This window comes from Streptomyces sp. NPDC005070 (genome assembly GCF_053600395.1).
In genome coordinates this window covers 21,398-46,276 of sequence record NZ_JBSFZS010000051.1, presented here as the reverse complement: position 1 = coordinate 46,276, position 24,879 = coordinate 21,398, and the positions used below count along the sequence as shown (strand labels likewise).

At 72.0% G+C, this 24,879-nt stretch carries 18 protein-coding genes and 1 pseudogene; 10 read left to right on the top strand and 9 right to left on the bottom strand.

Annotated features, from left to right (window positions below):
* Positions 1–93: 93 nt before the first annotated feature.
* Both ACWEBX_RS19200 and ACWEBX_RS19195 read right to left on the bottom strand, forming a co-directional pair.
* Positions 94–574: pseudogene (locus ACWEBX_RS19200) on the bottom strand (L-lactate permease); the annotation flags it as partial.
* Positions 575–598: 24 nt separating this feature from the next.
* Entirely contained in the window at positions 599–1,075 is a 477-nt protein-coding gene (locus ACWEBX_RS19195) for a DUF3499 domain-containing protein (RefSeq protein ID WP_451886017.1), read from the bottom strand.
* 294 nt (positions 1,076–1,369) lie between these two features.
* Between ACWEBX_RS19195 and ACWEBX_RS19190 the strand changes: the two genes are divergently transcribed.
* Positions 1,370–1,819, top strand: coding sequence for a metallopeptidase family protein (locus tag ACWEBX_RS19190; RefSeq protein WP_451886028.1), 450 nt, complete (start codon positions 1,370–1,372; stop codon positions 1,817–1,819).
* A 49-nt stretch (positions 1,820–1,868) separates the two neighbouring features.
* Here ACWEBX_RS19190 and ACWEBX_RS19185 read toward each other — a convergent pair whose 3' ends face one another.
* From ACWEBX_RS19185 to ACWEBX_RS19175, 3 genes are all read right to left on the bottom strand, one after another.
* Positions 1,869–3,377 carry a DUF5719 family protein gene (locus tag ACWEBX_RS19185; RefSeq protein ID WP_451886016.1) on the bottom strand — a complete coding sequence of 503 codons (1,509 nt, stop codon included), beginning with the start codon at positions 3,375–3,377 and terminating at the stop codon, positions 1,869–1,871.
* Entirely contained in the window at positions 3,374–7,117 is a 3,744-nt protein-coding gene (locus ACWEBX_RS19180; protein ID WP_451886015.1) for a glycosyltransferase, read from the bottom strand. The genes ACWEBX_RS19185 and ACWEBX_RS19180 overlap by 4 nt, the downstream gene beginning before the upstream one ends.
* 231 nt (positions 7,118–7,348) lie before the next feature.
* Positions 7,349–7,612: a WhiB family transcriptional regulator gene (locus ACWEBX_RS19175; protein WP_003975777.1), complete on the bottom strand. Its 264-nt coding sequence runs from the start codon at positions 7,610–7,612 to the stop codon at positions 7,349–7,351.
* 725 nt (positions 7,613–8,337) lie between these two features.
* Here ACWEBX_RS19175 and ACWEBX_RS19170 point away from each other — a divergent pair.
* The 4 genes from ACWEBX_RS19170 (at position 8,338) to ACWEBX_RS19155 (ending at position 12,448) form a co-directional block, all read left to right on the top strand.
* Complete coding sequence (locus ACWEBX_RS19170) at positions 8,338–8,826, top strand: cysteine dioxygenase (protein WP_451886014.1); 489 nt, start codon at positions 8,338–8,340, stop codon at positions 8,824–8,826.
* Positions 8,827–8,913: 87 nt separating this feature from the next.
* Positions 8,914–9,897 (top strand): 2-phospho-L-lactate transferase, encoded by a 984-nt coding sequence (gene cofD, locus ACWEBX_RS19165; protein ID WP_451886013.1) that lies wholly within the window; start codon positions 8,914–8,916, stop codon positions 9,895–9,897.
* Positions 9,898–9,902: 5 nt separating this feature from the next.
* Entirely contained in the window at positions 9,903–11,273 is a 1,371-nt protein-coding gene (locus tag ACWEBX_RS19160) for a coenzyme F420-0:L-glutamate ligase (protein ID WP_451886027.1), read from the top strand.
* A 161-nt stretch (positions 11,274–11,434) separates the two neighbouring features.
* Entirely contained in the window at positions 11,435–12,448 is a 1,014-nt protein-coding gene (locus tag ACWEBX_RS19155) for a DNA-3-methyladenine glycosylase family protein (protein ID WP_451886012.1), read from the top strand.
* Between the two features lie 100 nt (positions 12,449–12,548).
* On the opposite strand, the gene ACWEBX_RS19150 is transcribed toward ACWEBX_RS19155, so the two are convergent.
* Positions 12,549–13,631: a sugar phosphate nucleotidyltransferase gene (locus ACWEBX_RS19150; RefSeq protein ID WP_451886011.1), complete on the bottom strand. Its 1,083-nt coding sequence runs from the start codon at positions 13,629–13,631 to the stop codon at positions 12,549–12,551.
* Between the two features lie 195 nt (positions 13,632–13,826).
* Entirely contained in the window at positions 13,827–15,263 is a 1,437-nt protein-coding gene (locus ACWEBX_RS19145; protein ID WP_451886010.1) for a peptidoglycan recognition protein family protein, read from the bottom strand.
* A gap of 129 nt (positions 15,264–15,392) precedes the next feature.
* Between ACWEBX_RS19145 and ACWEBX_RS19140 the strand changes: the two genes are divergently transcribed.
* From ACWEBX_RS19140 to ACWEBX_RS19125, 4 genes are all read left to right on the top strand, one after another.
* Positions 15,393–16,148: a TIGR03089 family protein gene (locus ACWEBX_RS19140; protein WP_451886009.1), complete on the top strand. Its 756-nt coding sequence runs from the start codon at positions 15,393–15,395 to the stop codon at positions 16,146–16,148.
* A 185-nt stretch (positions 16,149–16,333) separates the two neighbouring features.
* On the top strand, positions 16,334–17,605 hold the full coding sequence (locus ACWEBX_RS19135) for an LCP family protein (RefSeq protein ID WP_451886008.1): 1,272 nt from the start codon (positions 16,334–16,336) through the stop codon (positions 17,603–17,605).
* A gap of 247 nt (positions 17,606–17,852) precedes the next feature.
* Positions 17,853–19,622 carry an LCP family glycopolymer transferase gene (locus ACWEBX_RS19130; RefSeq protein ID WP_451886007.1) on the top strand — a complete coding sequence of 590 codons (1,770 nt, stop codon included), beginning with the start codon at positions 17,853–17,855 and terminating at the stop codon, positions 19,620–19,622.
* A gap of 120 nt (positions 19,623–19,742) precedes the next feature.
* Complete coding sequence (locus ACWEBX_RS19125) at positions 19,743–21,473, top strand: LCP family protein (protein WP_451886006.1); 1,731 nt, start codon at positions 19,743–19,745, stop codon at positions 21,471–21,473.
* Between the two features lie 72 nt (positions 21,474–21,545).
* Here ACWEBX_RS19125 and ACWEBX_RS19120 read toward each other — a convergent pair whose 3' ends face one another.
* Positions 21,546–22,577, bottom strand: coding sequence for a glycosyltransferase family 2 protein (locus tag ACWEBX_RS19120; protein ID WP_451886005.1), 1,032 nt, complete (start codon positions 22,575–22,577; stop codon positions 21,546–21,548).
* Between the two features lie 174 nt (positions 22,578–22,751).
* On the opposite strand from ACWEBX_RS19120, the gene ACWEBX_RS19115 reads away from it, so the two are divergent.
* Positions 22,752–24,245: an LCP family protein gene (locus tag ACWEBX_RS19115; RefSeq protein ID WP_451886004.1), complete on the top strand. Its 1,494-nt coding sequence runs from the start codon at positions 22,752–22,754 to the stop codon at positions 24,243–24,245.
* Positions 24,246–24,291: 46 nt separating this feature from the next.
* Here ACWEBX_RS19115 and ACWEBX_RS19110 read toward each other — a convergent pair whose 3' ends face one another.
* The gene (locus ACWEBX_RS19110) at positions 24,292–24,840 is read right to left on the bottom strand and encodes an acyl-CoA thioesterase (RefSeq protein ID WP_451886003.1); all 549 of its coding nucleotides are present in this window, start codon (positions 24,838–24,840) and stop codon (positions 24,292–24,294) included.
* Positions 24,841–24,879: the final 39 nt, after the last annotated feature.

Genomic DNA, 24,879 nt, shown 5'->3' with positions numbered 1-24,879 from the left:
GGCCAACCCTCCAGGAGTCCACTTCGGTCGCCCCAAACTACCCGTCCGGGCCGACTGCGGGCGGAGCCCGGCTCGAACGTCGTGCGTCCGAGGTCAGGGCGGCATCCAGGAGGGGACCGGCGAGCTCTGTCCCACCACGATCAGGCACATGATGAGCAGCGGTCCGAGACCGGGCAGCACCTTGCGCAGCAGGTCGCCCTCGGCCCTCGAGCCCGACGGCGGCGCAGGCGATCGTCAGGTTCCGCGGCGAGATCCTCTTGCCGAGGACACCGCCCGAACTGTTGGCGGCGGCGAGGAGTTCGGGCGACGGCCCCGACTCCCGGGCGGAGCTCACCTGGAACGTGCCGAAGAGGACGTTCGACGAGGTGTCGGAGCCGGCCGCCGCCACGAAGTGGCCGATGGCGCGCACGACTTCACGGCGCGGGTGCCGTTCGTCGAGCTCGTCGCCGCGCGCGCCGGTCAGGACCGAGGCCCGTACGGACCCGGCGGCGGGCACGCGCGCGTGCGGCAGGGAGATCAGGGGGGTGGAGCCGGCCAAGGAGGCGCCGATGTCGGCGAGTTGCCCGGAGACGTGGCGCCGCGTCCGGGAGGGCGGCGGTCAGTTCTCGGGCGAGCGCAGAATCCGCAGATGGCCGCGGCGCGCGACCTCCATCGGGTCGACCGAGCGGGCGCTGCCGCCGGCCTCCGCCGCGCGCTTCTGCGGACGGGCCGCCTCGCGCACCGCGTTCGCCAGCGCCTCCAGATCGTCGCCGCTGGGGCGCGCGGGACCGGAGGAGTCGGCGAGGCGGACGACCTCCCAGCCGCGCGGCGCGGTGAGGCGCTCGGAGTGCTCGGCGCACAGGTCGTAGCAGTGGGGTTCGGCGTAGGTGGCGAGCGGGCCGAGAACCGCGGTCGAGTCGGCGTAGACGTACGTCAGCGTCGCGACGGCGGGACGGCCGCAAGCGGTGCGCGAACAGCGACGTACAAGGCTCACGAGGTTGGACGGTACCGCACTCTTGAGCGGGCCGCGACGACTCTCCCCCAGGTCACCCCACCGTGTCGTGTTGTGAGACGTCCCACACCGCTTCCGGAGCATCAGACCCTGACCTGGGGCGACATCAGGTGTCGAGATACCGAACAGACCTGAATCCGGTCACCACTTGGTGCGAATCATGCCAATTGCCATGTCAGAGACGGTCTTGGAGAGATACGGAATCGAGCTGAATCTTGACGCGAATGGTCATCGGGCGTCATCCGGGAGACAGGACGGGCCGGGGACGGACCGAGGACGGGCGGGGGACGTCCGCTCTCCCGGCCGTCGGCCGGGACGACGACGACCGGCGCGTGGGGCCGGGCGGCCGGGCCGGGCGGGGACTACTCTTCGTCAGTGATGGACAGCCCCGTACCACCCCGTGCCGCAGCGCCCGGTCCCCGTCGTCGCGACCGCCACGGCAGGGGCATGCGCGGCCCCGTGGCGCCGCCCCAGGTACCGCTCGCGGCAAGCCGTTCCGAGGTCTTCGCCGACCTCGTGCAGGACTCCGTGGAACGGCTGGAGCGACGCTGGCCGCAGCTCGCGGACATCGACTTCATGGTCCTCGAAGTCCCCCGCCTCGAACGCTCGGGCGAGGGCTGGAGCGACGAGGCGGTGCCGCTGGGCGGCACGGTCGCGGCGCGCGAGGGGCGTCCCGCGCGCGTGGTCGTCTACCGCCGCCCGATCGAGATCCGCACCAAGGGGCGCGACGAACGCGCCGCCCTGGTGCACGAGGTCGTCGTGGAACAGGTCGCGGAAGTGCTGGGCCTGACACCGGAGACGGTCGACCCGCGCTACGGCGAGGACTGAGACCCGCCCAGGGCCTGAGCGGCCGTTCCCGGGCGGATCGCCGGTCCGGTCACGGCCCGAGCAGCACCGAGAGGTCCTGTTCGGCGTCCGGCACCGAGACCGTCCCGCGGTCGTCCGGAAGGTTCTGGATGGTGAAGGCCGGAACGCCGTCCTGGCTCGCCGAGAGCATCCGGGAGGCATACACCGGGCCTCCGGAGACCGTCTCGACGGTCAGGGCGTACGTGCCCTTGAGACCGCTCGGGACGGGTGCCACGACGTTCTGGGTGGTCCCGCCCTTGATGGTGAACGTCTTCGAGACCGCCGTACCGCCCCCGCTGCCCGCGGAAGCGGTGACCTTGACCGTGGCTCCCGCGCCGGGGGCGGTCACGGCGAGCGTGGACCCCTTGGCGGTGTTGTCGGCGACCGTCGCGCGCGCCCCGACCGGAGCGGTGGCCGGAATGAACGCGGTCTCCTGACCGGCGCCCTTGCCCCGCACCACCCGCAGCGCGGCGACGACCGGCGCGGACGATCCGGTGGGGCTGAGCACCAGGGAGCCCGCCTCGCCGCGGGTGACGTCCCCGAGGTCGACGGCGGCGGTCATGCCGGCCTTCACGTGCAGCGTCTCGTTCCCCGCCGGGGTGATCGTCCCCGAGGGCGAGGCGAGGCGGACCTTCAGGTCGGCGTCCGTGTCACCGGGCGCGAAGGCGACCAGGCGCACGGAGGTGGCGTCCTTGGGGATGCCCGGCATGACGAGAGTGCCCGCGGGGTCGGCGGAGGCGGCCAGCCAGTCGCCGCCGTTCTTCGCGTCGAGTGCCTGCACGGCGGCGCCGACCCGGCCGCTGCGGACCTTCACATGCACGGTGAGGTCGGCCTGCGGATCGCTGGTCAGCGTGTTCAGCAGGATCGGTTCGCTGGCGTGCGCCTGGACCGTGATCCCGTCCGCCACCGTGGACTTGAGCGTGCCGTCCTTGCCGTACAGATCGATGTCGACGACCGCCGCGGCGTCGTCCGGGTTCGTCAGATGGACGTAATCGGTGCGCTGCTCGGCGGTGCTGGCGCCCGGGAACCAGAACTCGGTGTCGGGCGCGGCGCAGTTGGTGCCGAGCAGACCGCGCCCGGCGCCCGCGGCGACCTCGGTGGTCTCCTGGACCGTCCAGCCGGGCGCGAACTTGCCCGAGGCGACGCCGACGAGGGCGGGCGCGTCGGCGCCCGAGGTGTCGCCGGTCGCCGGCTTGCCGGGCTCCTTGGGCTGGACGACGGGCTTGGCGGTCTTGGCCCCGCTCTTCTTGCCGTCGGCCGAGTCGGACCCTTCGGCCGACTCCTCGGCCGCGGCCTGGAGTTGAGCCTTGCCGCTGCCGCTCGCGCCCTCCACGACGGGCGTGAAGGACGTGTACGCGGTGTCCGCGATGTCGGACGTGCTCGGCTGCGGGCAGAGCAGGCTGGTGCGCTCCACGGGCAGCCGCGCGGCCGTGGCGGACGCGCTGTCGCCGCCGGCGCCGGGCGACTTGAGGGTCGCGAAGCCGGTGACGGCGGCGAGCGCGGTCGCCGCGGCGATCAGGGACAGGGTGGTGCGGTTCACTGCCGGCTCCCGTCGGGGCGCTCACTGTCGTTGCCGTGCGGGGGCTGCGTGGGGTCGTAGGCCGGGTCGTAACCCTGCCCGCCCTGGTCGTAGCCCTGGCCCTGGGGATCGAAGGGCCCGCCGTTCGCGTCGTAGCCCTGGCCGTAGTTCTGGTCGTACGCCGCCGTGCCGCCGTAGGCGTACGGGTCGTACTGGCCGCCCTGGCCGCCCTGGTACGGATCCGCAGGGTACGGCTGCTGGTCGTAGGTGCCCGCCGGGTACCCCTGCTGCCCCTCGTACCGCTCGCCGCCGTAGGTGTCGTACTCGGCGTTCGCGTAGCTCGGGGAGTCCCATTCGCCGTACGCCTGCTGATGCGGGACGGCGACGGCCGGGGCCTCCTGGTCCTCGCCATCGTCCGCGCCGGGGTCCGCGGGGAAGTCCTCGTCGAACTCCGGGTCCCCGTCCGGCTGCCCGGACTCCGCCTCGGCCTCGGCCTGGGCGCGCAGACGGCGGGCACGGCGGCCGTCGCCCGTCATGTCCTGGGCGGGTACGGGCTGCTGCTCCTCGGGAAGGTCGTCGTCGATGTCCCGGCGCCGCCCGGGGAGGGCGAGCACCACGAGGACCAGGGCGAGGGCGCCCTGGGCCCACAGCCAGGCCGTGTGGCTCAGCGGTGCCTCGAACGTGACGTCCAGCCTGCCGCCGGTGGAGGGCAGTTGGAAGCCCTGGGCCCAGCCGTCGACCGTGGTGCGGCTGAGCTGCTTGCCGTCCAGGGTCGCCGTCCAGCCCCCGTCGGCGCTGTCGGCCAGGCGCAGGACGCGGCCCTCGTCCCCGGTGGGAACCGTGGTGTGCACCTCGACGGGACCGGCCGCGATGGACTCCGGGTCGCCGGACGCGGGAACGATCGCGGCGCGTGAGACCTGCTGGTCGACGCGCCACAGGGCGCTGCCGTCCTGCTGGCTCAGCCGGGACAGGCCCGGGGTGGCGTCCAGGACGCGGCTCACCTCGCGCGGCGCGCCCTTGCGGACCAGGACGTAGCGCACGGCGAAGCCGCCGAGCTGGTCGGCCTGGTCGGCGCCGGAGCCCGCCACGAGGTTGGCGACGACCTTGTCGAGCTTCTTGTTCTCGCCGCCGGCCGCGGCGAGTTCGGCGTCACCGAGACGGGCGCCGGAGCCGCGGACGAGGACGTAGCCGACGTCGGCGGCGGAGCGGCTGTCGAGGACGAGCGTGCGGGCCTGGTCGCGGGTGTTGCTCTCCTCGGCGACGAACGCGGGCACCTGCACCGGGTCGCGGCGCTCGACGGGTCCGTCGGCGCCGCGGATGATCCATCCGGCGGCGACGAGCAGCGGGCCCGCGGCGCAGGCGAAGGCGATGAGCGCGGCCACCGGCTGGCGCCAGCCGAAGCTCTGCTCGGCGACCCGCGCGCGTGCCCCGTCGGAGCCGACGGCGGCGGCGGCGAGCAGCGCGAGGCCGTACACGAGGGTCGCGGGTCCCGCCCAGGTGGAGCGGTTGGACAGCGCCGCGAAGACGAGTGCGACGACGGCGACGACCCAGGCGGTCCGGATCCCCGCCTGGCGCTCGGAGCGCAGCAGCGCGGCCAGCGCGGCGAGCACGATGCCGAAGAGCATCAGTCCGCTGACGGTGCCCGGCCCGCCGGGACTGGCGCTGAGCAGGTCGAGCGCGGAGGCGGCGCCGGTGCCGTAGTCCAGGCCGGCCTGCTGGAAGAAGCCGAACGGCAGCAGGGTCAGCGACCAGGGGGCGAGGACCAGCAGCGGGGTGCCGAGCTGGGCCAGGAAACGCAGTCCGTAGGCGGGGATCTCCTTGCGGCGCACCACGAGGAGGGCGAGGCCGAGGACCAGCGCGATGGGCCACACGATCGGGGTGAACGCGGTGGTGAACGTCAGCAGCAGGGCGTACGCCCAGGTGGCGCGCCAGCTTCCGCGGGCCCGGGAGCCGTGGGCGAGGCCACTCGCCGCGATGCCCGCGCGCGCGATGAGCGGCAGCAGGATCGCGAGGACGGCGGTGCCGATGCGGCCTCCGGCGAGCGCGCCGGTGGCGGCGGGCAGGAAGGCGTAGACGACGGACGCCCAGGCGCGCAGGAGACGGGACTCGACGAGGGGGCGCGAGGCGAAGTAGGCGGCGAAGCCGGCCAGCGGCACGGATCCCACGAGGAGGACGGTGACCGCGAGCCCCGTGGAGCCGAGGAGCGCGGAGGCCAGCAGCGCGACGATCGCGAGGTAGGGCGGGGCGGACCCGGTGGAGCCCGCGCCGACCGGATGCCAGCCGTCGAGGTAGCGCGCCCACAGGTCGGAGGCGTCGGAGGGGGCGGGCAGCAGCGCACCGCCCGAGAGGGCCCCGCCGCCGAGCAGCTCGCGGCACGCGAGGAGCGAGACGAACAGGAGCACCAGGAACAGCATCGGGCCGGGGTTGCGCGCGATGCGCTTGATCCGGGCGAACTGCTCGATCTCCAGGAAGTCGCCGTCGTCGCCACCCGGTCCGGACTCGACGGCGCCGCCGTGCCGGCCGGCGCCGGTGACGGCATCGGGGTCGGAGTCGCTCGTCAGGTTGCCGGCGACCTGCTCGAAGGTGGCCCGCACGGTGGCTCCCGGGGGCGGGAACAGGGGCCGCAGTTCACCCTTGTCGACCTGCGGGCGGCCGCGCCTGCGCCGGCCGGCGATGATCCGCTCGGGGCGCAGCAGGGTGCCCAGGAGGCCGCGGATCTCGTCGACGGCCTGTCCGGGGACCTTGCCCACGAGGTAGGCGAGGGTGCGCAGCAGGGTGCCGAGGACGAGGCGGATCAGGATCCATGGGAGCTGCGCCGTGCGGGCATTGACGAGGAGGGTGTAGACGGCGCCCGCTTTGTCGACCTTGTGCGGGGACGCTGCGGTGCGGCCCACGCAGTCGACGGCGCGGCGCTCGCGGGAGGCCGCCTCGGCGTGCCGGACGACGGCTTCCGGGGCGACGAGCACCCGGTGTCCGGCGGCCTGGGCACGCCAGCACAGGTCGACGTCGTCGCGCATGAGGGGCAGCCGACGGTCGAAGCCGCCGAGTTCCTCGAAGACGTCGCGGCGGATGAGCATGCCCGCAGTGGACACGGACAGCACCGGGTGGACGTGGTCGTGCTGCCCCTGGTCCTGCTCGCGCCGGTCCAGACCGGTCCAGCGGCGGCCCGAGTTGGCGATGGTGACGCCGACCTCGAGGAGCTGCCGGCGGTCGTACCAGCCGCGGAGCTTGGGACCGACGACGGCCACGTCCTGGCCGAGCTCCCGCTCGTTCTCCACGACGCGCAGGAGCTGGGCCAGGGCGTCGGGCTCCGGGGCGCTGTCGTCGTGCAGCAGCCAGAACCACTGCTCGGGCTCGCCGTGCGGGAGCTCCGGCAGGTCGTAGGTGTCGTCGCGCCAGCTACGGGTGACGGGGTCCCAGCCGCTCGGACGCTTGAGGTAGGGCAGGTCGTCCGGGGTCAGTTCGGGGGCGGTGCGGGACACCTCCTCGACGGCCTGGCCGAAGCCGGTGCGCCGCGCCAGGTGCAGCACGCGGTCGGCGCCGAGCGCCTCGGTGAGCAGCTCGGCGGATGCGTCCGCGCTGCCGGTGTCGGCCGCCATCGCGTTCTGCACGGGGCGGTCCTGGCCGAGCAGCCCGGCGAGCGCCTGTGGCAGCCAGCGGGCGCCGTCGTGGGAGACGAGCACCGCGGTCACCACGTGGCGCGGGAACTCAGGAGCGGCAGCGGCGTCGTTACTGGCTGCCGAAAGGCTGTGCACGGACATCGAGGTACGGGCCCCGGTTCGATGGACTGCGGTGGACGTCTGTGTCCGGCGGGGACAGCGCGACGTCTCGGACGAGGGCCCACACTAACGGCTGGGAAAGACGGCGGCCCGCCGCCTGTGGATAACCCACGTGCGCCGGGCCGTTCCTTACGTAAGCGTGTGTGCCGTTTGGTCGCGCCCACCCGCGGGTGGGAACCGGTGTTCCGCGTCCGCTGGTCCGTGCGACCTTTTTCAGACGGCGGCCTTCTTCAGACGACGACGTTCCCGCTCGGACAGACCGCCCCAGATGCCGAACCGCTCGTCGTTGGCGAGCGCGTATTCGAGGCACTCGGAGCGGACTTCACAGGCGAGGCAGACCTTCTTGGCCTCGCGGGTGGAGCCGCCCTTCTCGGGAAAGAAGGACTCGGGGTCGGTCTGGGCGCACAGCGCGCGCTCCTGCCAGCCGAGTTCCTCGTCCGCGTCGTCGACCAGCAGTTGCTGCACCAGCTCGGTCATGTGCGCCCCTCGTCTGTCTTTCGCGTCCCCGTGATGCTGCCGTCACCGATTTCGGCTGAACGACACGAGTGAAATTACAAGTGTGCCGATCCGGGCCAGTCAAGCCGAGATCTGCTATTGGGCCCCTTATTCACTCTGCGGAACCAAGGCTATGCGGAAAGTGTTCAAATCGGCATAAACCCTGACAGCCCAAGAGGCCAGGTCAGGCGCCCGCCCCCTCACAGAGGAGGACGTCCAGGCGTTCGATCTCGTTCCGACATGGACCCCGAAGCGAAACGGATCACATTTGGATCACGGGTCCGCGGCGAGGTTTGTTCACCCGGTTGTGCGCCATGTGTCCGGGGAGCCGCCTGAACAAACCTTTCGCCTGCCAGATGAACCGGATGAGGTGAAACATCTCCCACATACCGGACATGCAGTTGACAGTCGAGGTGTGAACCGGTGTCCTTGTGGGCATGTTCGCGCACTCAGCAATCACCTCGACCCGCACCGCCGGGTTCCTCGGTGCTGCCCGCGCGCGCTGTAGCTGTTGTTGCTGTTTCAGCTGTTGAGCCCTACCGCGCTCCGGCTGCCTCGCCGCCACTGAGGCGAATCCCGCCCCACCGGGGCCACTGCCCGCACCAGGGCTCCTCCCGCTCCTGACCAGGGCGGAACCCCCGCCCGCGACCCGGGCGGAAACGGCAAGCGACAGCCCAGCACTCTCCCGCCGAGGAACCACCGCACCCATGAACAGCGACAGTGACGTCCAGATCGCCGGCGACATCCTCGAAGTCCCGCACCTGCTCCAGCCGCCGCGCGAACACCCCTCCACCGTGGCCGAGTTCGCCGGCCTGGCGCGCTCCATCGCCGCCGACCGCTCCCAGTGGGAACACCTCGTCCGCTACGACGCCGCCTCGCGCTGGTACCACCGGCTGCGCACGGGGCCCGGCTACGAGGTGTGGCTCCTGTCCTGGGTGCCCGGACAGGGCAGCGGGCTGCACGACCACGGCGGCTCCTCCGGCGTGCTGACCGTCCTCGACGGCGCGCTGACCGAGCACACCGAGCGGGGCACGCACGCCCTGGGCTCCGGCGCGCAGCGCGTGTTCGCGCCCGGCTACGTCCACGAGGTCGTCAACGACACGCTCGAACCGGCCGTCAGCCTGCACGTTTACTACCCGGGCCTCACCGAGATGCCGATGCACGCGGCGCGTTGCGCGGTCGCCGAAACGGTGTGACGCGTTCGCGCCGGACAGCGGCCCGCCGTCGCCGAGGTCCGGCAACCGGCTGACGCGTTGTCGTACCCGCCTGCGAGACTGAACCCCATGCGCATTGTGGTTCTGGCAGGCGGTATCGGTGGTGCACGGTTCCTGCGTGGTCTCCAGCGGGCCGTGCCGGACGCGGACATCACGGTCATCGGCAACACCGGCGACGACATCCACCTCTTCGGGCTGAAGGTCTGCCCGGACCTCGACACGGTGATGTACACGCTCGGCGGGGGCATCAACGAGGAGCAGGGCTGGGGGCGGGCCGACGAGACCTTCCATCTGAAGGGGGAACTCGCGGCGTACGGGCTCGGACCCGAGTGGTTCGGGCTCGGCGACCGGGACTTCGCGACGCACATCGTGCGGACGCAGATGCTGGGCGCCGGCTATCCGCTCAGCGCCGTCACGGAAGCGCTGTGCGACCGGTGGAAGCCGGGAGTGCGTCTCATCCCCATGTCCGACGACCGGGTCGAGACCCATGTCGCCGTCACGCTGCCGGAGGGCGACCCGGCCGGGGCCGCGGGCGAGCGCAAGGTGATCCATTTCCAGGAGTACTGGGTCCGGCTGCGGGCCTCCGTCCCGGCCGAGGCGATCGTGCCGGTCGGCGCCGAACAGGCGAAGCCCGCTCCCGGGGTGCTGGAGGCCATCGCCGAGGCGGACGTCATCCTCTTCCCTCCGTCCAACCCCGTGGTCTCCGTCGGCACGATCCTCGCCGTGCCCGGCATCCGCGAGGCCATCGCCGAGGCGAGCGTGCCGGTCGTCGGCCTCTCCCCCATCGTCGGTGACGCGCCCGTGCGCGGCATGGCCGACAAGGTGCTGGCCGCGGTGGGCGTCGAGTCCACCGCCGCCGCGGTCGCCGAACACTACGGCTCGGGCCTCCTGGACGGCTGGCTCGTCGACACGGTCGACGCCTCCGCCGTGGAGCGCGTCGAAGCGGCCGGCATCCGCTGCCGCGCCGTACCGCTGATGATGTCCGACCTCGAAGCGACCGCGCGGATGGCTCGAGAGGCGCTGGCACTGGCGGAGGAGGTACGGACGCCGTGAGCACCATGGACGCGGCGGTTCCCGGCGAGGCCGGGCGCGCCGGAACGCACACCGGCGGGGACCACCAGGAGCGGCCCGCCGACGCGGGCTACCGGGTCTGGGCGCCGGCCGGACTTCCCGAGGTGCGCCAGGGGGACGACCTGGCGAAACTCATCGCGACGGCCGGGCCCGGACTCGCGGACGGGGACGTGCTGCTCGTCACCTCCAAGATCGTGTCGAAGGCCGAGGGGCGGATGGTCGAGGCCGCCGACCGTGAGGACGCCATCGACGCCGAGACCGTCCGGGTCGTGGCACGGCGCGGCATGCTGCGGATCGTCGAGAACCGGCAGGGCCTCGTGATGGCCGCCGCCGGGGTCGACGCCTCCAACACCCCCGCCGGGACCGTGCTGTTGCTGCCCGAGGACCCCGACGCCTCCGCGCGGGCCATCCGTGAGGGACTGCGGGACACGCTCGGCGTCGACGTCGGTGTGGTGATCACGGACACCTTCGGGCGGCCCTGGCGCACCGGCCTCACCGACGTCGCCATCGGCGCCGCGGGCGTCCGGGTGCTGGACGACCTGCGCGGCCGCACCGACGCGCACGGCAACCCCCTGAACGCGACCGTCGTGGCCCTCGCCGACGAGCTGGCCGCCGCCGGTGACCTGGTCAAGGGCAAGGCCTCCGGGCTGCCCGTCGCCGTCGTGCGCGGGCTGGCGCACCTGGTGGCCGAGGGGGACGGCACGGGGGCGCGGGCGATGGTGCGCGACGCGCGGGACGACATGTTCCGCCTGGGCACCTCGGAGGCCGTACGGGAGGCCGTGACCCAGCGGCGTACGGTACGGGCCTTCACCGACGAGCCCGTCGACCCCGGTGCCGTGCGCCGTGCGGTCGCGGCGGCGGTGACCGCTCCCGCGCCGCACCACACCACACCCTGGCGGTTCGTGCTCCTGGAGTCGGAGGCGTCTCGGACGCGGCTGCTCGACGCCATGCGGGACGCGTGGATCGCGGATCTGCGGGGCGACGGGAAGAGCGAGGAGTCCATCGCCAAGCGGGTCCGGCGAGGCGACGTGCTGCGCAGGGCGCCGTACCTCGTGGTGCCGTGCCTGGTCATGGATGGGTCGCACACCTACGGCGACGTGCGGCGCGACGGCGCCGAGCGCGAGATGTTCGTGGTCGCCACCGGGGCGGGCGTGCAGAACTTCCTGGTCGCGCTGGCCGGGGAGCGGCTGGGCTCCGCGTGGGTGTCGTCGACGATGTTCTGCCGTGACGTCGTCCGTGAGGTGCTGGAGCTGCCGGAGAACTGGGACCCGATGGGGGCCGTGGCCGTCGGACACGCGGCGGAGGAGCCGAGGGCCCGGCCGGAGCGGGACGCTGCCGCTTTCTTCGAGGTGCGGTGACTGGCGGGAGGCCTTGACCCGGCGGGGTGCGTTTCCGGGCGGGGTGGGGTGCTCCTTCGGTCGTTTGCGGCGGTCCGGGGGTGCTTCGGGCGTCTGGGCACGTTGGCGGGGGTGAGCGCCTACCCTCGTAGGACAGCCCGAGTATCCCTAGGACCTCATCCGTGTCTGGACGTTTCGCTCCCCGGCCGACGCGTACGACCGTGCGCGGCGGTCATGTCGTGGTGCCCGGCGGTGTGCCGGGCGGAGTGCCCCGCCAAGGGGCCGAGCCCGGACGCGTCCGCACCTGGACCCCCGACGGGCCGCTGGATCTCGGGCTCGTCCTCGGACCGCTGCGACGCGGACCCGGCGATCCGACGTTCCGCACGACGCCCGACGGCTCCGTGTGGCGGACCAGCCGAACGCCCGCCGGGCCGGGAACGCTGCGGGTCGTCCTGCGCGGCGCGGTGGCCCGTGGCACGGCCTGGGGACCGGGGGCCGACTGGCTCCTCGACCGGCTCCCCGACCTGCTCGGCGCCGCCGACGATCCCGGAGCCTTCGAGCCGCGGCACCGGCTGGTCGCGCTCGCCCGGCATCGTCGGCCCGGTCTGAGACTGCTGCGGACCGGGCTCGTGATGGAGTCGCTGATCCCGTCCGTCCTGGAGCAGAAGGTCACCACCGACGAGGCCTACCGGGCGTGGCGGTTGCTCGTCCGGAAGTTCGGGGAGCCCGCGCCGGGGCCCGCTCCCGAGCGGATGTACGTCATGCCCGCGCCGCGGACGTGGGCGCTGATCCCGTCCTGGGAGTGGCACCGGGCCGGGGTCGACGACAAGCGGGCCGCGACGATTCTGCGGGCCGTACGGGTCGCCGCGCGGCTGGAGGAGGCCGTCGGGTTCGATCCCGTGCGGGCGCGGCGGCGGCTGGAGTTGGTGCCGGGTGTCGGGCCGTGGACGTCCGCGGAGGTCGTGCAGCGGAGTCACGGTTCGGCGGATTCCGTGACCGTGGGGGATCTGCATCTGCCGGGGATCGTGGGGTGGGCGTTGGCGGGGGACCGGGACGCCGACGACTCCGTCATGCTGGAGTTGCTGGAGCCGTATGCCGGGCAGCGGCATCGGGCGGCCCGGTTGATTCTGCTCTCCGGGCGTACGCCGCCGCGGCGTACGCCGAAGATGCCGCGTACGGACATCGGGCTGCTCTAGGCGAACCTGGGGCTCCGCCCCGGACCCCGCTCCTCAAACGCCGGAGGGGCTGAAACTTCAGGGGCTGAGTTCTTCGCCCCTCCGGCGGGGGTTCGTCGGGTTACTGGTCCGATGAGAAGCGCAGCGTGGCTGCCGGGAGTTGGGCGTCGCACCAGACTCGGACTCCTTCGCGGAGTTCGTTGTCGGGGCCGACGACCGCGCCGTCGCCGATGACCGTGCCGGTCAGGACGGTGCGTTCGCCGATGCGGGCGCCGGCGCCGACGAAGGAGTCGGTGACGACCGCGCCGGGTTCGACGACGGCTCCGGCGAGGATCGTGCTGCCGGTGATCCGGGCACCCTCGCCGATGCGGGCGTCCTCGCCGACCACCGTGCCGCCGGTGAGCTTGGCGTCGGGCGCCACCGTGGCCGAGGGCAGGACCAGGCGGTCGCCGCAGCGGCCGGGGACGGCCGGGGACGGGGCGCGCCCGAGCACCAGGTCGGCGGAGCCGCGGACGAAGGCCTGCGGGGTGCCGAGGTCCAGCCAGTAGGTGGAGTCGACCATGCCCTGGAGGTGGGCGCCGGTGGCCAGGAGCTCCGGGAAGGTCTCGCGCTCGACCGAGACGGGGCGGCCCGCGGGGATCGTGTCGATGACCGAGCGGCGGAAGACGTAGGCCCCCGCGTTGATCTGGTCGGTGACGATCTCCTCGGGGCTCTGCGGCTTCTCCAGGAAGGCGGTGACGCGCCCGGTGGCGTCGGTGGGGACCAGGCCGAAGGCGCGCGGGTCCTCCACGCGGGTGAGGTGCAGGGAGACGTCCGCGCCGGTCGTCTCGTGGACGGCGACCAGCGCGGGGATGTCGAGGCCCGTGAGGATGTCGCCGTTGAAGATCAGGACCGGGTCGTCGGGGCCCGAGTTGAGCCGGGAGGCCACGTTGCGGATGGCGCCGCCGGTGCCCAGCGGCTCCTCCTCGGTGACGTACTCGAGGTGGAGGCCCAGCGAGGACCCGTCGCCGAAGTACGGCTCGAAGACCTCGGCGAGGTAGGAGGTCGCCAGCACGATGTGCTCGACGCCCGCCGCGCGCGCCCGCGCGAGCTGGTGCGTGAGGAAGGGGACACCGGCCGCCGGAACCATCGGCTTGGGCGTGCGCACGGTGAGCGGGCGCAGCCGGGTGCCTCTGCCGCCGACCAGGAGGATCGCTTCTGTCACCTGTCGTCTCTGCTTCCTGCCGGGACCGGCCGAACTGTCTTTCGGCCGGCCAGTGTATGCAGACCGTTCGATGGCGCCCTCGATGGCCGTGCGGTGTCCTTCGACGGGCCTCTGCCGTGACTTCGGGTGATCTCTGCCGGCGCGGCCCGGCCGGTCCGTCGCCGGCCGGGCCGTTCCCGGCGGCCGTACGGCGGTCTACCGGCCCTGGTAGTGGGCCGCGGTCGTCCGGGCGGAGCCGAGCTTGCCGTAGAGAAGCCGTCCGGGGCACTCCGTGGCGAACCCGTCCCGATGGCCGGAGATCACATTCAGTCGTACGTTCTTTCCTTTTCGGTAGAGATTGCCACCGGCCGACTTCAGGTATGTCTTGCCACGCGGATTGGCACCGTACAGACCGAGTTTCCATGCCGTGAGCCGGGCGATGGCCTTGAGCGCGGCATCGGTGGGCTTCGTGGCACCGAACGTGCCGATCACGGCGATCCCCATGCTGTTCGTGTTGAACCCGCGGGTGTGGGCGCCCTGGACCGCCTTGGCGACGCCTCCCGCACGGCCCTCGTAGATGTTGCCGCACTTGTCGACGAGGAAGTTGTAGCCGATGTCACGCCAGCCGCTGCTCACCACGTGATACCGGTAGATACTGCGGATGACCGAAGGCACCTGCGCGCAGGTGTACTTGTTGCCCGACGCGGTGTGGTGCACGAAGGCCGCCTTGACCGTCTTCGTGTAGAGGAAGCCGCGCTCGCGCAGGTTCTCGTTCGCGCCCCAGCCGCGCCGTGTGACGATCCGGGGGCGCGGTCCGATGTACGGCGTCACGCGCCGCTGGGCCGTGCCGCCGGGGAAGTACGTATGCCGCGTCGCCGCCCGGGAGAGCGCGGGGATCTCGGTCGCTCCCGCACGCAGGCCGTCCGATACGCCCGCCTGCACGCTCCCGTGCACGCTCCTGGCGCGCAGGCCCGCGGGCGCGCCCCCGGTCCGTCCGGCCGTCCGGACGTCCGGGCCCGGGGGGTCCCCGCCGGGGTCGACCAGTTCGAGGCGCAGGCCGCCGGGCAGCGACGCGGCGGCGGGGGCGGCCGCGCGTCCGGCCTCGGGGTCGTCCGCGCGTCGGGTCTCGGGGCCGTCCGCGGAGCCCTCCTCGGGCTCCTGACCGTCCGCGGCGTCCCGCGTCGTCCGCTCCGCCTCGACGCGGACTTCGACGCCGTCCGAGTCCCCCACCCACAGGGGTGCGGTGGAGCCGTGCACCCGGCTCGACGCGCTCTCGGCGGTGTCCGGGTCGGCGGCGTGCTCGTCGTTGTGGGCCTCGACGTCCTGCCAGTCCGACCAGTCGCCGGTGCCGGTCGCCCGGGTGCGGACCTGGACACGGCCGTTCAGTTCGGTGGCCGGGTCGTCCCAGACCACGCCGACCAGCGAGAAGGGCCGTACGTTCCGGCGGGTGAGGCCCTGTGTCGAGGCGGTCGCGCCGAGCGAGCGTCTGCGGGTGAGGGGGACCAGAGGCAGGGACTGGGTGCTGCCGGGAGCGGCGGCCTCCGATGTCAGCGTCGCCGGCCCGGCCTGTGCCGGGGTGGCGGGCAGAGTGAGGGGCAGGGCGAGAGCGGCCGCGCAGGTGACGCCGACCGAGGAAGCAAGGAATCCACGCATGCTCCTGATCCTCGACATAGTCATACAAATCTGTCCATCGCGGAATTGACGGACCGTCGGACCGCGCTCCGCCGAACCGGTGGCGCGCTCGGCCCGTGCCGCGCGGCGCCCCCGCGTACGCTTGCGCGCGTGAAAGCCACCGACCGCACCCCTGCCGACCTGCTGCGATCCGCGCTCTCCGAGGACCCCGCGCGTCCCTTGGTGACCTTCTACGACGACGCGACGGGCGAACGGGTCGAATTGTCCGTGGCCACCTTCGCCAATTGGGTGGCCAAGACCGCCAACCTGCTCCAGGGCGAGATGGCCGCCGAGCCCGGCGAGCGGGTCGCGCTGCTGCTGCCCGCGCACTGGCAGACGGCGGTGTGGCTGCTCGCCTGTTCCTCGGTGGGCGTCGTCGCGGATCTCGGCGGCGACCCGGCGGCCGCCGACCACGTCGTCGCGGGCCCCGGCCTGTTCGACGCCGGGCTCGCCTGTTCCGGTGAGCGTGTCGCCCTCTCGCTCGCCCCGCTGGGCCGCCGCTTCCCGACACCGCCGGCGGGCTACGCCGACTACGCCGTCGAGGTGCCGAGCCAGGGCGACCGCTTCGCGCCGTACGCGCCGGTCGACCCGGAGGACCGGGCCCTGATCGTCGCCGGGGCCACGCTCACGGGCGCGGAGGTCGTGGAGCAGGCCCGCGGCGACGCTCCCGGGCTGGATCTGACGGGCCCCGGTTCCCGCATCCTGTCGGCGCTCCCGTACGACACCTGGGAGGGCGTGACCGCGGGTCTGTACGCGCCGCTCGCGACCGGCGGGTCGGTGGTGCTGTGCCGCCATCTCGACCGGCTGGACGACGACGCGCTCGCCCGGCGCATCGAGAGCGAGCGGGTGACCGCGACGGCCCGCTAGAACCCTGTGCCCGGCGGGCCGCTCGGGGGCACCCTCCGTGCCGGGGCGTCCCCGCTCCGGGGCACCCTCCGTGCCGGGGCGTCCCCCGTTCGGCCCATCAGCGGCACCCCTCACCTGCCGCGTCGGGACATGGTCGTAGGAGCAGCGAGACACGCTCGTACGCCATGAGGGGTGGTGGTCCCGACGTGACCGACACCGCGGGCAGTCCCTCCGGAAGCCCGGAGGACCAGGGGCCGGGAGCGTCGCCCACCGGGGCCGGGCGCCGCCGGCGGCGGCGCTGGCTGCGCTGGACGGCGACCGGGGCGGCCGTGGTGGTCCTGGGCGCCGTGGCGGTCGGCTGGGCCGCCTACGAGAAGCTGAACGGGAACATCACGGCCGACAACGACGCGGCCGCCGAGCTCGCCCGGTACGAGAAGGAACGGCCCACCGCGCTGGTCCGCGGCGCGCAGAACATCCTGCTGATCGGGTCCGACTCGCGCTCGGGGGCCGGGAACAGGAAGTACGGCCGCGACTCGGGGACGGAACGGTCCGACACCACGATCCTGCTGCACCTCTCGGCGAACCGGCACAGCGCGACCGCCATGTCGCTGCCCCGCGATCTGATGGTGGACGTGCCGAGCTGCCGGCGCCCCGACGGCACCCGCACCGACCCCATGTTCGCGATGTTCAACTACGCCTTCGAGGTGGGCGGCTCGGCCTGCACGATCCGGACCGTCGAGAAGCTCACGAACATCCGCGTCGACCATCACATGGTGGTGGACTTCCACGGCTTCAAGGACATGGTCGACGCGGTGGACGGCGTCCAGGTGTGCCTGAGGAAGCCGATCCACGACAAGGCGGCGAAGCTGAACCTGCCCGCGGGCAAGGTCGTGCTCAACGGCGAGCAGGCGCTCGGCTACGTGCGCGCCCGCAAGAGCATCGGCAACGGCAGCGACACCGACCGCATGGACCGCCAGCAGAAGTTCCTCGGCGCGCTGATCAGCAAGGTGCGCGGCGACGACGTCCTGCTCAACCCGGCGAAGCTGTATCCGGTGCTGGACGCGGCCACCTCGTCGCTGACCACCGACCCGGGACTCGCGAGTCTGCGCGGTCTGTACGACCTGGCGCGCGGCATGCGCGACATCCCGACCGAGGACATCCAGTTCCTGACCGTGCCCCGGACATCCTACGTCCTCAACGCCAACCGTGATCAGCTCGTGAAGCCGGCCGCGGCCCGGCTCTTCCGGCGGCTGCGCGCGGACGAGCCCGTCGCGGTCGTGAAGGAGCCGCCCGCGAGGCCGGCCCAGGGGCAGTCACCGCATTCCGTGAGTCTGTACGGAAACTCCTTCCGCGACTACGAAGGGGAGTCGGCCGGCGACGGAATGTCGACGTCAATAGGGGTTGTCCGGCTCTCCGGCACCCCCGATCCGGCTCCGACTTTCCGCGGCAACACGGCCGCTCAGGACGCCTGCGGGTAAAGCGAGCGCCAAGGCGGGGAACAGGCAAGCTAAGAAGTCTCTGAAAATAGGGCGGATTGCCCGGTTGTATGAACGTCGAATTTGTCACGGCCGTCGCTGGACGCTGAACTGGGCGGATAGTGTGAGCGATCCGGTGCGCCCGGCCACGAGGTCCGTCCTCGGGGATCGCGCACTGCTTGACCGAGACCCGAGCGCCTTTTGAGGGGGAAAGGGCGCCGCGTGGCCCCGACGGAGGATTCAGACAACCGTGGACGCGCAAGGCCGTGGGCGGGCGGACGACATCGACCCCGCAGACCAATGGGTGCTCAACCCGAACACCGGTGAATACGAACTGCGACTGTCCCCTTCCGGAGCGCAATCGGCTGTGCCGCGACCGCGGAGGGGTACACCCTCCGCGGCGACGCGCACCCGCAGCGCGCCGGGCCGGGACCGCGCGGCACCGGGACGGGACCGTGAGGCACCAGGACAGGAACGCGGGGCGCCCGGCCCCGACGTGCCGGGACAGCGCCGACGGCGCGCCGAGCCGCCGGAGCCCCTTCCCGGGCGGCGGCGCGGGCGCACCAAGCAGCCCAGGAAGTCGAAGGCGAAGAAGGTGCTGCTCTGGACCGGCGGCATCATGGCGCTGGTCCTGGTGGCCGTCACGGGCGCCGCGTACGCCTACCTCAAGCACCTCGAGGGCAACGTCCAGACCGAGGACGTCGGCAGTTCCGCCAAGAACGGCTTCAGCAAGGACGAGGCCTTCAACATCCTCATCATCGGCACCGACAAGCGCACCGGTGCGGGCAACGAGGGCTACGGAGACAAGAACAGCGTCGGGCACGCCGACACGAACATCCTGCTGCACGTCTCCAAGGACCGGACGAACGCGACCGCGATGAGCATTCCGCGCGACCTCATCGTCGACATCCCCGAGTGCAAGTCGAAGCAGGAGGACGGCACCGAGAAGGTCATCAACCCTTCCGAGAACGTCCGCTTCAACACCAGCCTCGGCCAGGAAGGCCGCAACCCCGGCTGCACGATGGACACGGTCAAGGCCGTCACCGGTATCACGGTCGACCACTTCATGATGGCCGACTTCAACGCGGTCAAGACGCTGACCACCGCGGTCGGCGGTGTCGAGGTCTGTGTCGCCAAGGACGTCAACGACCCCGACTCGCACCTCAAGCTCTCGGCCGGCAAGCACACCATCGAGGGCGAGCAGGCCCTCGCGTTCGTACGCACCCGCCACAGCTTCGGCAACCAGGGCGACCTCGACCGCATCAAGGTGCAGCAGCAGTTCATCGGCTCCCTGATGCGCAAGATGAGCTCCAGCGACACCCTCACCAGTCCCACCAAGCTGTACAAGCTGGCCGAGGCCGCCACCAAGGCACTGACCGTTGACACCGGCATCGGCAAGGTCAGCACGCTCAAGGACATGGCCCTGGAGCTGAAGAAGGTGCCGACGAAGAACATCACCTTCACCACGGTTCCGGTGATAGACAACCCGGCCGAGAAGGTGCACGCCACCGTCGTGGTCAACCCGAACACGGCCCAGTCGGTCTTCGACGCGATCAAGAACGACGTCTCCTTCACCGCCGTGAAGCAGAAGGAGAAGAAGGAGAAGGCCGCGGTGGCCGCCCGCCTCAAGGGCTCCCGCTCCGCCGCCTCCGACATCCGCGTCGACATCTACAACGGCGGGGCCGAGGCCGGCTCCGCACAGGAAACTCTTAACTGGCTGCAGAATGATGAGGGCGTGCTCAAGTCCAGCCAGCTCGGCAACGCCGACGAAACACTCGGCAGGACGACCCTGGAGTACTCTCCCGACCAGGCCGACCAGGCACGCAAGCTGGCGGATCTCATGGGGCTGTCCGGCTCGGCGATGAAGCCCGGCAAGAGCGAGAAGAACTCACAGGGGCTGCCCGCGATCGTGCTGACCCTGGGCAAGGACTTCAAGGGCGCCGGTGTGCCTTTGACCGCTGCGACGAAGGCGCCGGACGTGGAGAAGTCCACGGCGGACAAAACGGTGTGCGCGAAGTGACCTAACGGGTTCGTCAGGCGTCCTACAGGGCGCGAGCGGTTGTCCGGCCGGGTGTGGAAACGCCCGGCCGGACGCCCGACGGACCCGTTTGTCAGGCGCAGGGTGGGGAGAGGCTGGGAGATGGCGCAAAGCAGTGTGCGCGGGGAGGGAGCACGACCGCGTGTCCCGCAGGCCGGCGAACTGGGCTGGGACGACAGCATGTACGACGAGGGCGGCGAGTCCGTTCGAACGGCGGACGGCGTCCGCACCCGGCCCGACGGTGACGGCACACGCCCCGCCGACGGCAGCGTGCCACCCGGCCCGAAGCGGCGCGGTCCGCACGACGGGGACGACGGACGGCACGGGACCCCGGGCCGCCCCCGGCGCAGACGCCGAATACTTCGCTGGTCGGCGCTGGTGCTGTCGGTCCTGATACTCGGCACCGCGGGCGCCGGCTATCTCTACTACCGGCACCTGAACAACAACCTCAAGCGGGACGACCTGAACATCGGCGACGCGAAGGACCGCGCCGCGAAGACCAAACCGAACGCGGCGGGCCAGACCCCGCTGAACATCCTGCTGATCGGCTCGGACGCCCGGAACTCCACCGAGAACCAGAAGCTCGGCGGCGCGAAGGACACCTTCGACACACCGGCCCGCGCGGACGTCCAGATGCTGCTGCACCTGTCCGCGGACCGCACCAACATGTCGGTCGTGAGCATGCCGCGCGACACCCTGCTCCAGCTACCCAAGTGCACCGACCCGAAAACCGGGACGACCTACGCCGCGAGCACCTCGCTCACGATGACGAACGACTCGCTGGGCCGCGGCGGCCCCGGCTGCACGGTCGCCACCTGGGAGAAGCTGACCGACATTCACATCGACCACTTCGTCATGGTCGACTTCGCGGGTGTCGTGTCGATGGCCGACGCGATCGGTGGCGTCCCCGTCTGTGTGGACGCCAACATCTACTCGCACACCTCCACCGGTCACGGCTCCGGGCTCAAGCTCGAGAAGGGCACGACGTCCGTCAAGGGCAAGCAGGCCCTGCAGTGGCTGCGGACGCGGTACGGCTTCGAGGACGGCAGCGACATCGGCCGGACCAAGGCCCAGCACCAGTACATGAACTCGATGGTGCGCCAGCTCCGGGAGAACGCCACGCTGAGCAACCCGGGCAAGCTGCGCGGCCTCGCCGAGACGGCCACCAGCGCGCTGACGGTCGACCAGGGCCTGGGCTCGGTCACCGATCTCTACGACCTCAGCAAGGAACTGAAGAAGGTCCCGACCAAGCGCATCACCATGACCACCATGCCGTGGGTGTACTCCAGCGACGGCAACCGCGTGCTGCCCAAGCCGACGGACGCGGACAAGGTCTGGCGGCTGCTGCGCGAGGACATCGCGCTGGACGGCAAGGACAAGAAGAAGACCGCGGAGAGGACCTCCTCGGACCCGGCCGCGGCGGACGACAAGATCGCGGTGCAGGTGCAGAACGGCACCCGCACCACCACGCTCGCCCCGGTGCCCGGACGCGCGAGCGCGGTGAGCGAGCTGCTCGTCGGCGAGGGGTTCACGCAGGCGAAGGCCGACCCGTCGACGTCGACGTCCGAGGACGCCACGGTGATCCGCTACCCGAGCGCCGATCTGGAGGGTGACGCCCTGCGGGTCGCCAAGGCCCTCGGGATCTCGACCCACGCGGTGGAGAAGTCGGCGGACGTCTCCGGGGTCACGCTCGTCGTCGGCGCCGACTGGCGGGACGGCACGGCGTACAAGGCACCCGAGGACGACGACTCGACGCCCAAGTCCGCGCAGCTCGACAAGGGTTCGGACACCGGCGCCTGCATGCACGTCGACCCGAACTACTCCTGGTCGTAGAACCGGCCGACGGCGAAAGAGAGTTGGGCCCCTCCCGATTTCGAGAGGGGCCCGACGCGTATACGGAAAGGATCAGTTGGCGCCGCTGAGGACCGCGGGACGCCGGGACGCGATGACCTTCCGGGCCAGTGCCTTCGGGCTCGTCAGGAAGCCCCAGCCCCACGACATGTGCATCGTCGCGAGGGCCACGGGGATCTGCAGCCGGGCCTTCGCCGGCAGCCCCTTGCCCGCGGGCAGCGAGCCGAGCCCGATGGCCGCGAGATAACCGGCCGGGACGGCCAGACCCCACGGCGTCAGCACCGCGCCGACGACCACGCCCGCGGCGATCGCGCAGACGGCGGTCGGCGGGGCGAGGTAGCGCAGGTTGATGGAGCCCTCGTGGTAGCGGGCGACGACGTGCCGCCAGCGGCCGTAGTCCTTGTACTGCTTGGCCAGCGCCTTGACGGACGGCCTCGGACGGTACGACACCTTCAGCTCGGGCGAGAACCAGATGAGCCCGCCGGCCTCACGGATACGGAAGTTCAGCTCCCAGTCCTGGGCGCGGATGAACTCCTCGTTGTAGCCGCCCTGCTGCTCCAGCGCCTCGCGCCGGAACACACCGAGGTACACGGTCTCGGCCGGACCCGCCTCACCGCCCGTGTGGAAGGCCGCGTTGCCCACGCCGATCTTCGACGTCATGGCGGCCGCGACGGCGTGCTCCCAGTCGTTCTCGCCCTCGGCGTGCATGATGCCGCCGACGTTCTGCGCGCCGGTCTCCTCCAGGAGCCGTACCGCGGTGGCGATGTAGTTCGGGGAGAGCATGCCGTGCCCGTCGACCCGCACGACGACGGGGTGCCGGGACGCCTTGATCGCGGCGTTCAGCGCCGCGGGCGTACGGCCGGTCGGGTTCGGCACCGTATGGACCCTCGGGTCCTCACGGACGAGTTCGGCGGCGATCTCGTCCGTCCGGTCCGTGGAGGGACCGATGGCGATCACGACCTCCATCTCGCCGTCGTACTCCTGCGCCAGGATCGCTTGGACGGCCCCGCGCAGATGCCGCTCCTCGTTGAGGACGGGCATGATCACAGAAACGGCGGGGGACCGCACGTCAGACTTCTCGCTCATCGGCGCTCACGTTACCGCGAACGGGGGACACGGTCGCGCGCCGCCCGGCGTAAGGACCGGGCCGCAGATCGTATCGGCCTACCGTGCTCACGGATCCCCACGCCAGCGGAACGCGGCTCCGTCCGGCCCGCGGAACGCTTCCCTCCCCCGTCCCGCCTCGCGGAGGTGTTCCCTTTGCCCACGCCGCCCCGCTCCCCCGTCCGCCCTCAGCGCCCCCCACGGCCGTCTCCCGCACGGCGCCCGGCCCGGCGCTCCGACGGACGCCCCGTACGCCCCGTACGGCGCAGGAGGCCACGCTGGGCCATGCGGGCGCTGACCACCGTCTCCGTGGTGGTCCTCGCCTCGGCGGGCATCGGGCACGCGGTGCTGAACAGCCTGGACGCGGACATCGCCCGGGTCGACCCGTTCAAGGACATGAAGAACCGGCCCGAGGGCGGGCACGGCATGAATCTGCTGATGGTCGGCACCGACGGCCGGGAGAAGATCACCGAGGCGGAGCGGCGGAAGTACCGGCTCGGCGGCACGCCCTGCCACTGCACCGACACGGTCATGATCGTGCACATCTCGGAGGACCGGGAGCGCGCCAGCATCGTCAGCCTGCCGCGCGACTCCTACGCCGAGGCGCCCGAGCACACCGACGCGGTCACCGGGAAGCGGCACGGCCCCCACGCCCTCAAACTCAACGCCGCGTACGCGGAGGGCGGCCCGACCCTGACCGTGCGGACCGTCGAGAACATGACCCACGTGAAGATCGACCACTATCTGGAGGTCGACTTCACCAGCTTCATGAAGACGGTCGACGTGCTCGGAGGCGTCCGTATCTGCACCGCGCAGCCGCTGAAGGACCGCTACACCGGCCTCGACCTGGCGGCCGGCCCGCATCTGCTGGGCGGCGGACAGGCCCTCCAGTACGTACGGTCCCGGCACACCGACGGCTCCTCCGACCTCGGCCGGATGAAGCGCCAGCAGCGCTTCCTGGCGTCCCTCGTCTCCCATGCCACGTCGTCCGGGGTGCTGCTGAACCCGATGAAGTTCCGGGACGTGACCCGGGCGGTGCTGGGCTCGGTGCGGGCCGACAAGGAGTTCGGCACGGACGAGCTGCTGGACCTGGGCCGCGCGATGCGGAACTTCTCGCCGTCCTCGTCCGAGTTCACGACCGTGCCGATCGGGCAGATGGCCTATGCCGTCAAGGGCATCGGCTCCACCCTGAAATGGGACGAGCCGAAGGCGCGGAAGCTGTTCCAGGAGCTGCGCGAGGACAAGCCGCTCGCGACGCCCGGGGCGCCGCGGCCGAAGGCCGTCCGGGTCGCGGTGGCCCCGCAGCAGATCCGGGTCCAGATCGAGAACGGGACCTCCACGACGGGTCTCGGCAAGCGGGTCGACGGCGCGCTCGCCGCCACCGGGTTCCGCACGACGGGCCGGCCCACGACGGGCCACGACTCCGGGGTCCGGCGCACCGTCGTCGCGTACGACCCCCGCTGGGACCGCTCTGCGAAGTCCCTCGCGACCGCGCTGCCCGGCGCCGAGCTGCGCGCGGTCCCCGGGCAGGGGCCGCTGCTGAAGGTGATCGCCGGCGCGGACTACAGGAAGGTCACCCGGGTACGGGCCGACGATCCCGCCCAGGGGGAGTCCGGGGTCGTGACGGGCGACCAGGTGGTGTGCTCCTGACCCCCGACGCCCGCCCGGCCCCGGACGCTCGCCGGAGGGTGCGTACTCAGTCGGCGAGGCCTTCCGCGGCGCGCCTCTCACGGAGATCCATGATCGCGCGGCGGCGGGCCAGCCGGTGGGTGCGGCGGATCTGCGCCTCCTGGAAGCGGCGCTCGTCACGCTCGGTCTCGGTGACGACCGGGGGCACCCGGCGGGGCTTGCCGTCGGCGTCGACGGCGGCGAAGACGAGGTAGGCCGAACCGACCTGCTGAGGCGGGGTGGACTCGTTCCAGCGCTCGGCCAGGACCCGCACGCCGACCTCCATCGAGGTCCGCCCGGTCCAGTTGACCTGGGCCTTCACATGGACCAGGTCGCCCACGCGGACGGGTTCGAGGAAGGCCATCTCGTCCATCGAGGCGGTGACCGCGGGCCCGCCGGAGTGCCGCCCCGCCACGGCGCCCGCCGCGTCGTCGACGAGCTTCATGATCACGCCACCGTGCACGGACCCCAGAAGGTTCGTGTCGTTGTGGGTCATGATGTGGCTGAGGGTGGTCCTGGACGCGGAGGTCGGCTTGCCCGGGATGTCGCTTTCCGGGTTGGAGGCCTGGTCTGTCATGTCCTCCACCTTATGCCGGGCGCGCGGCAGTCGATTTGC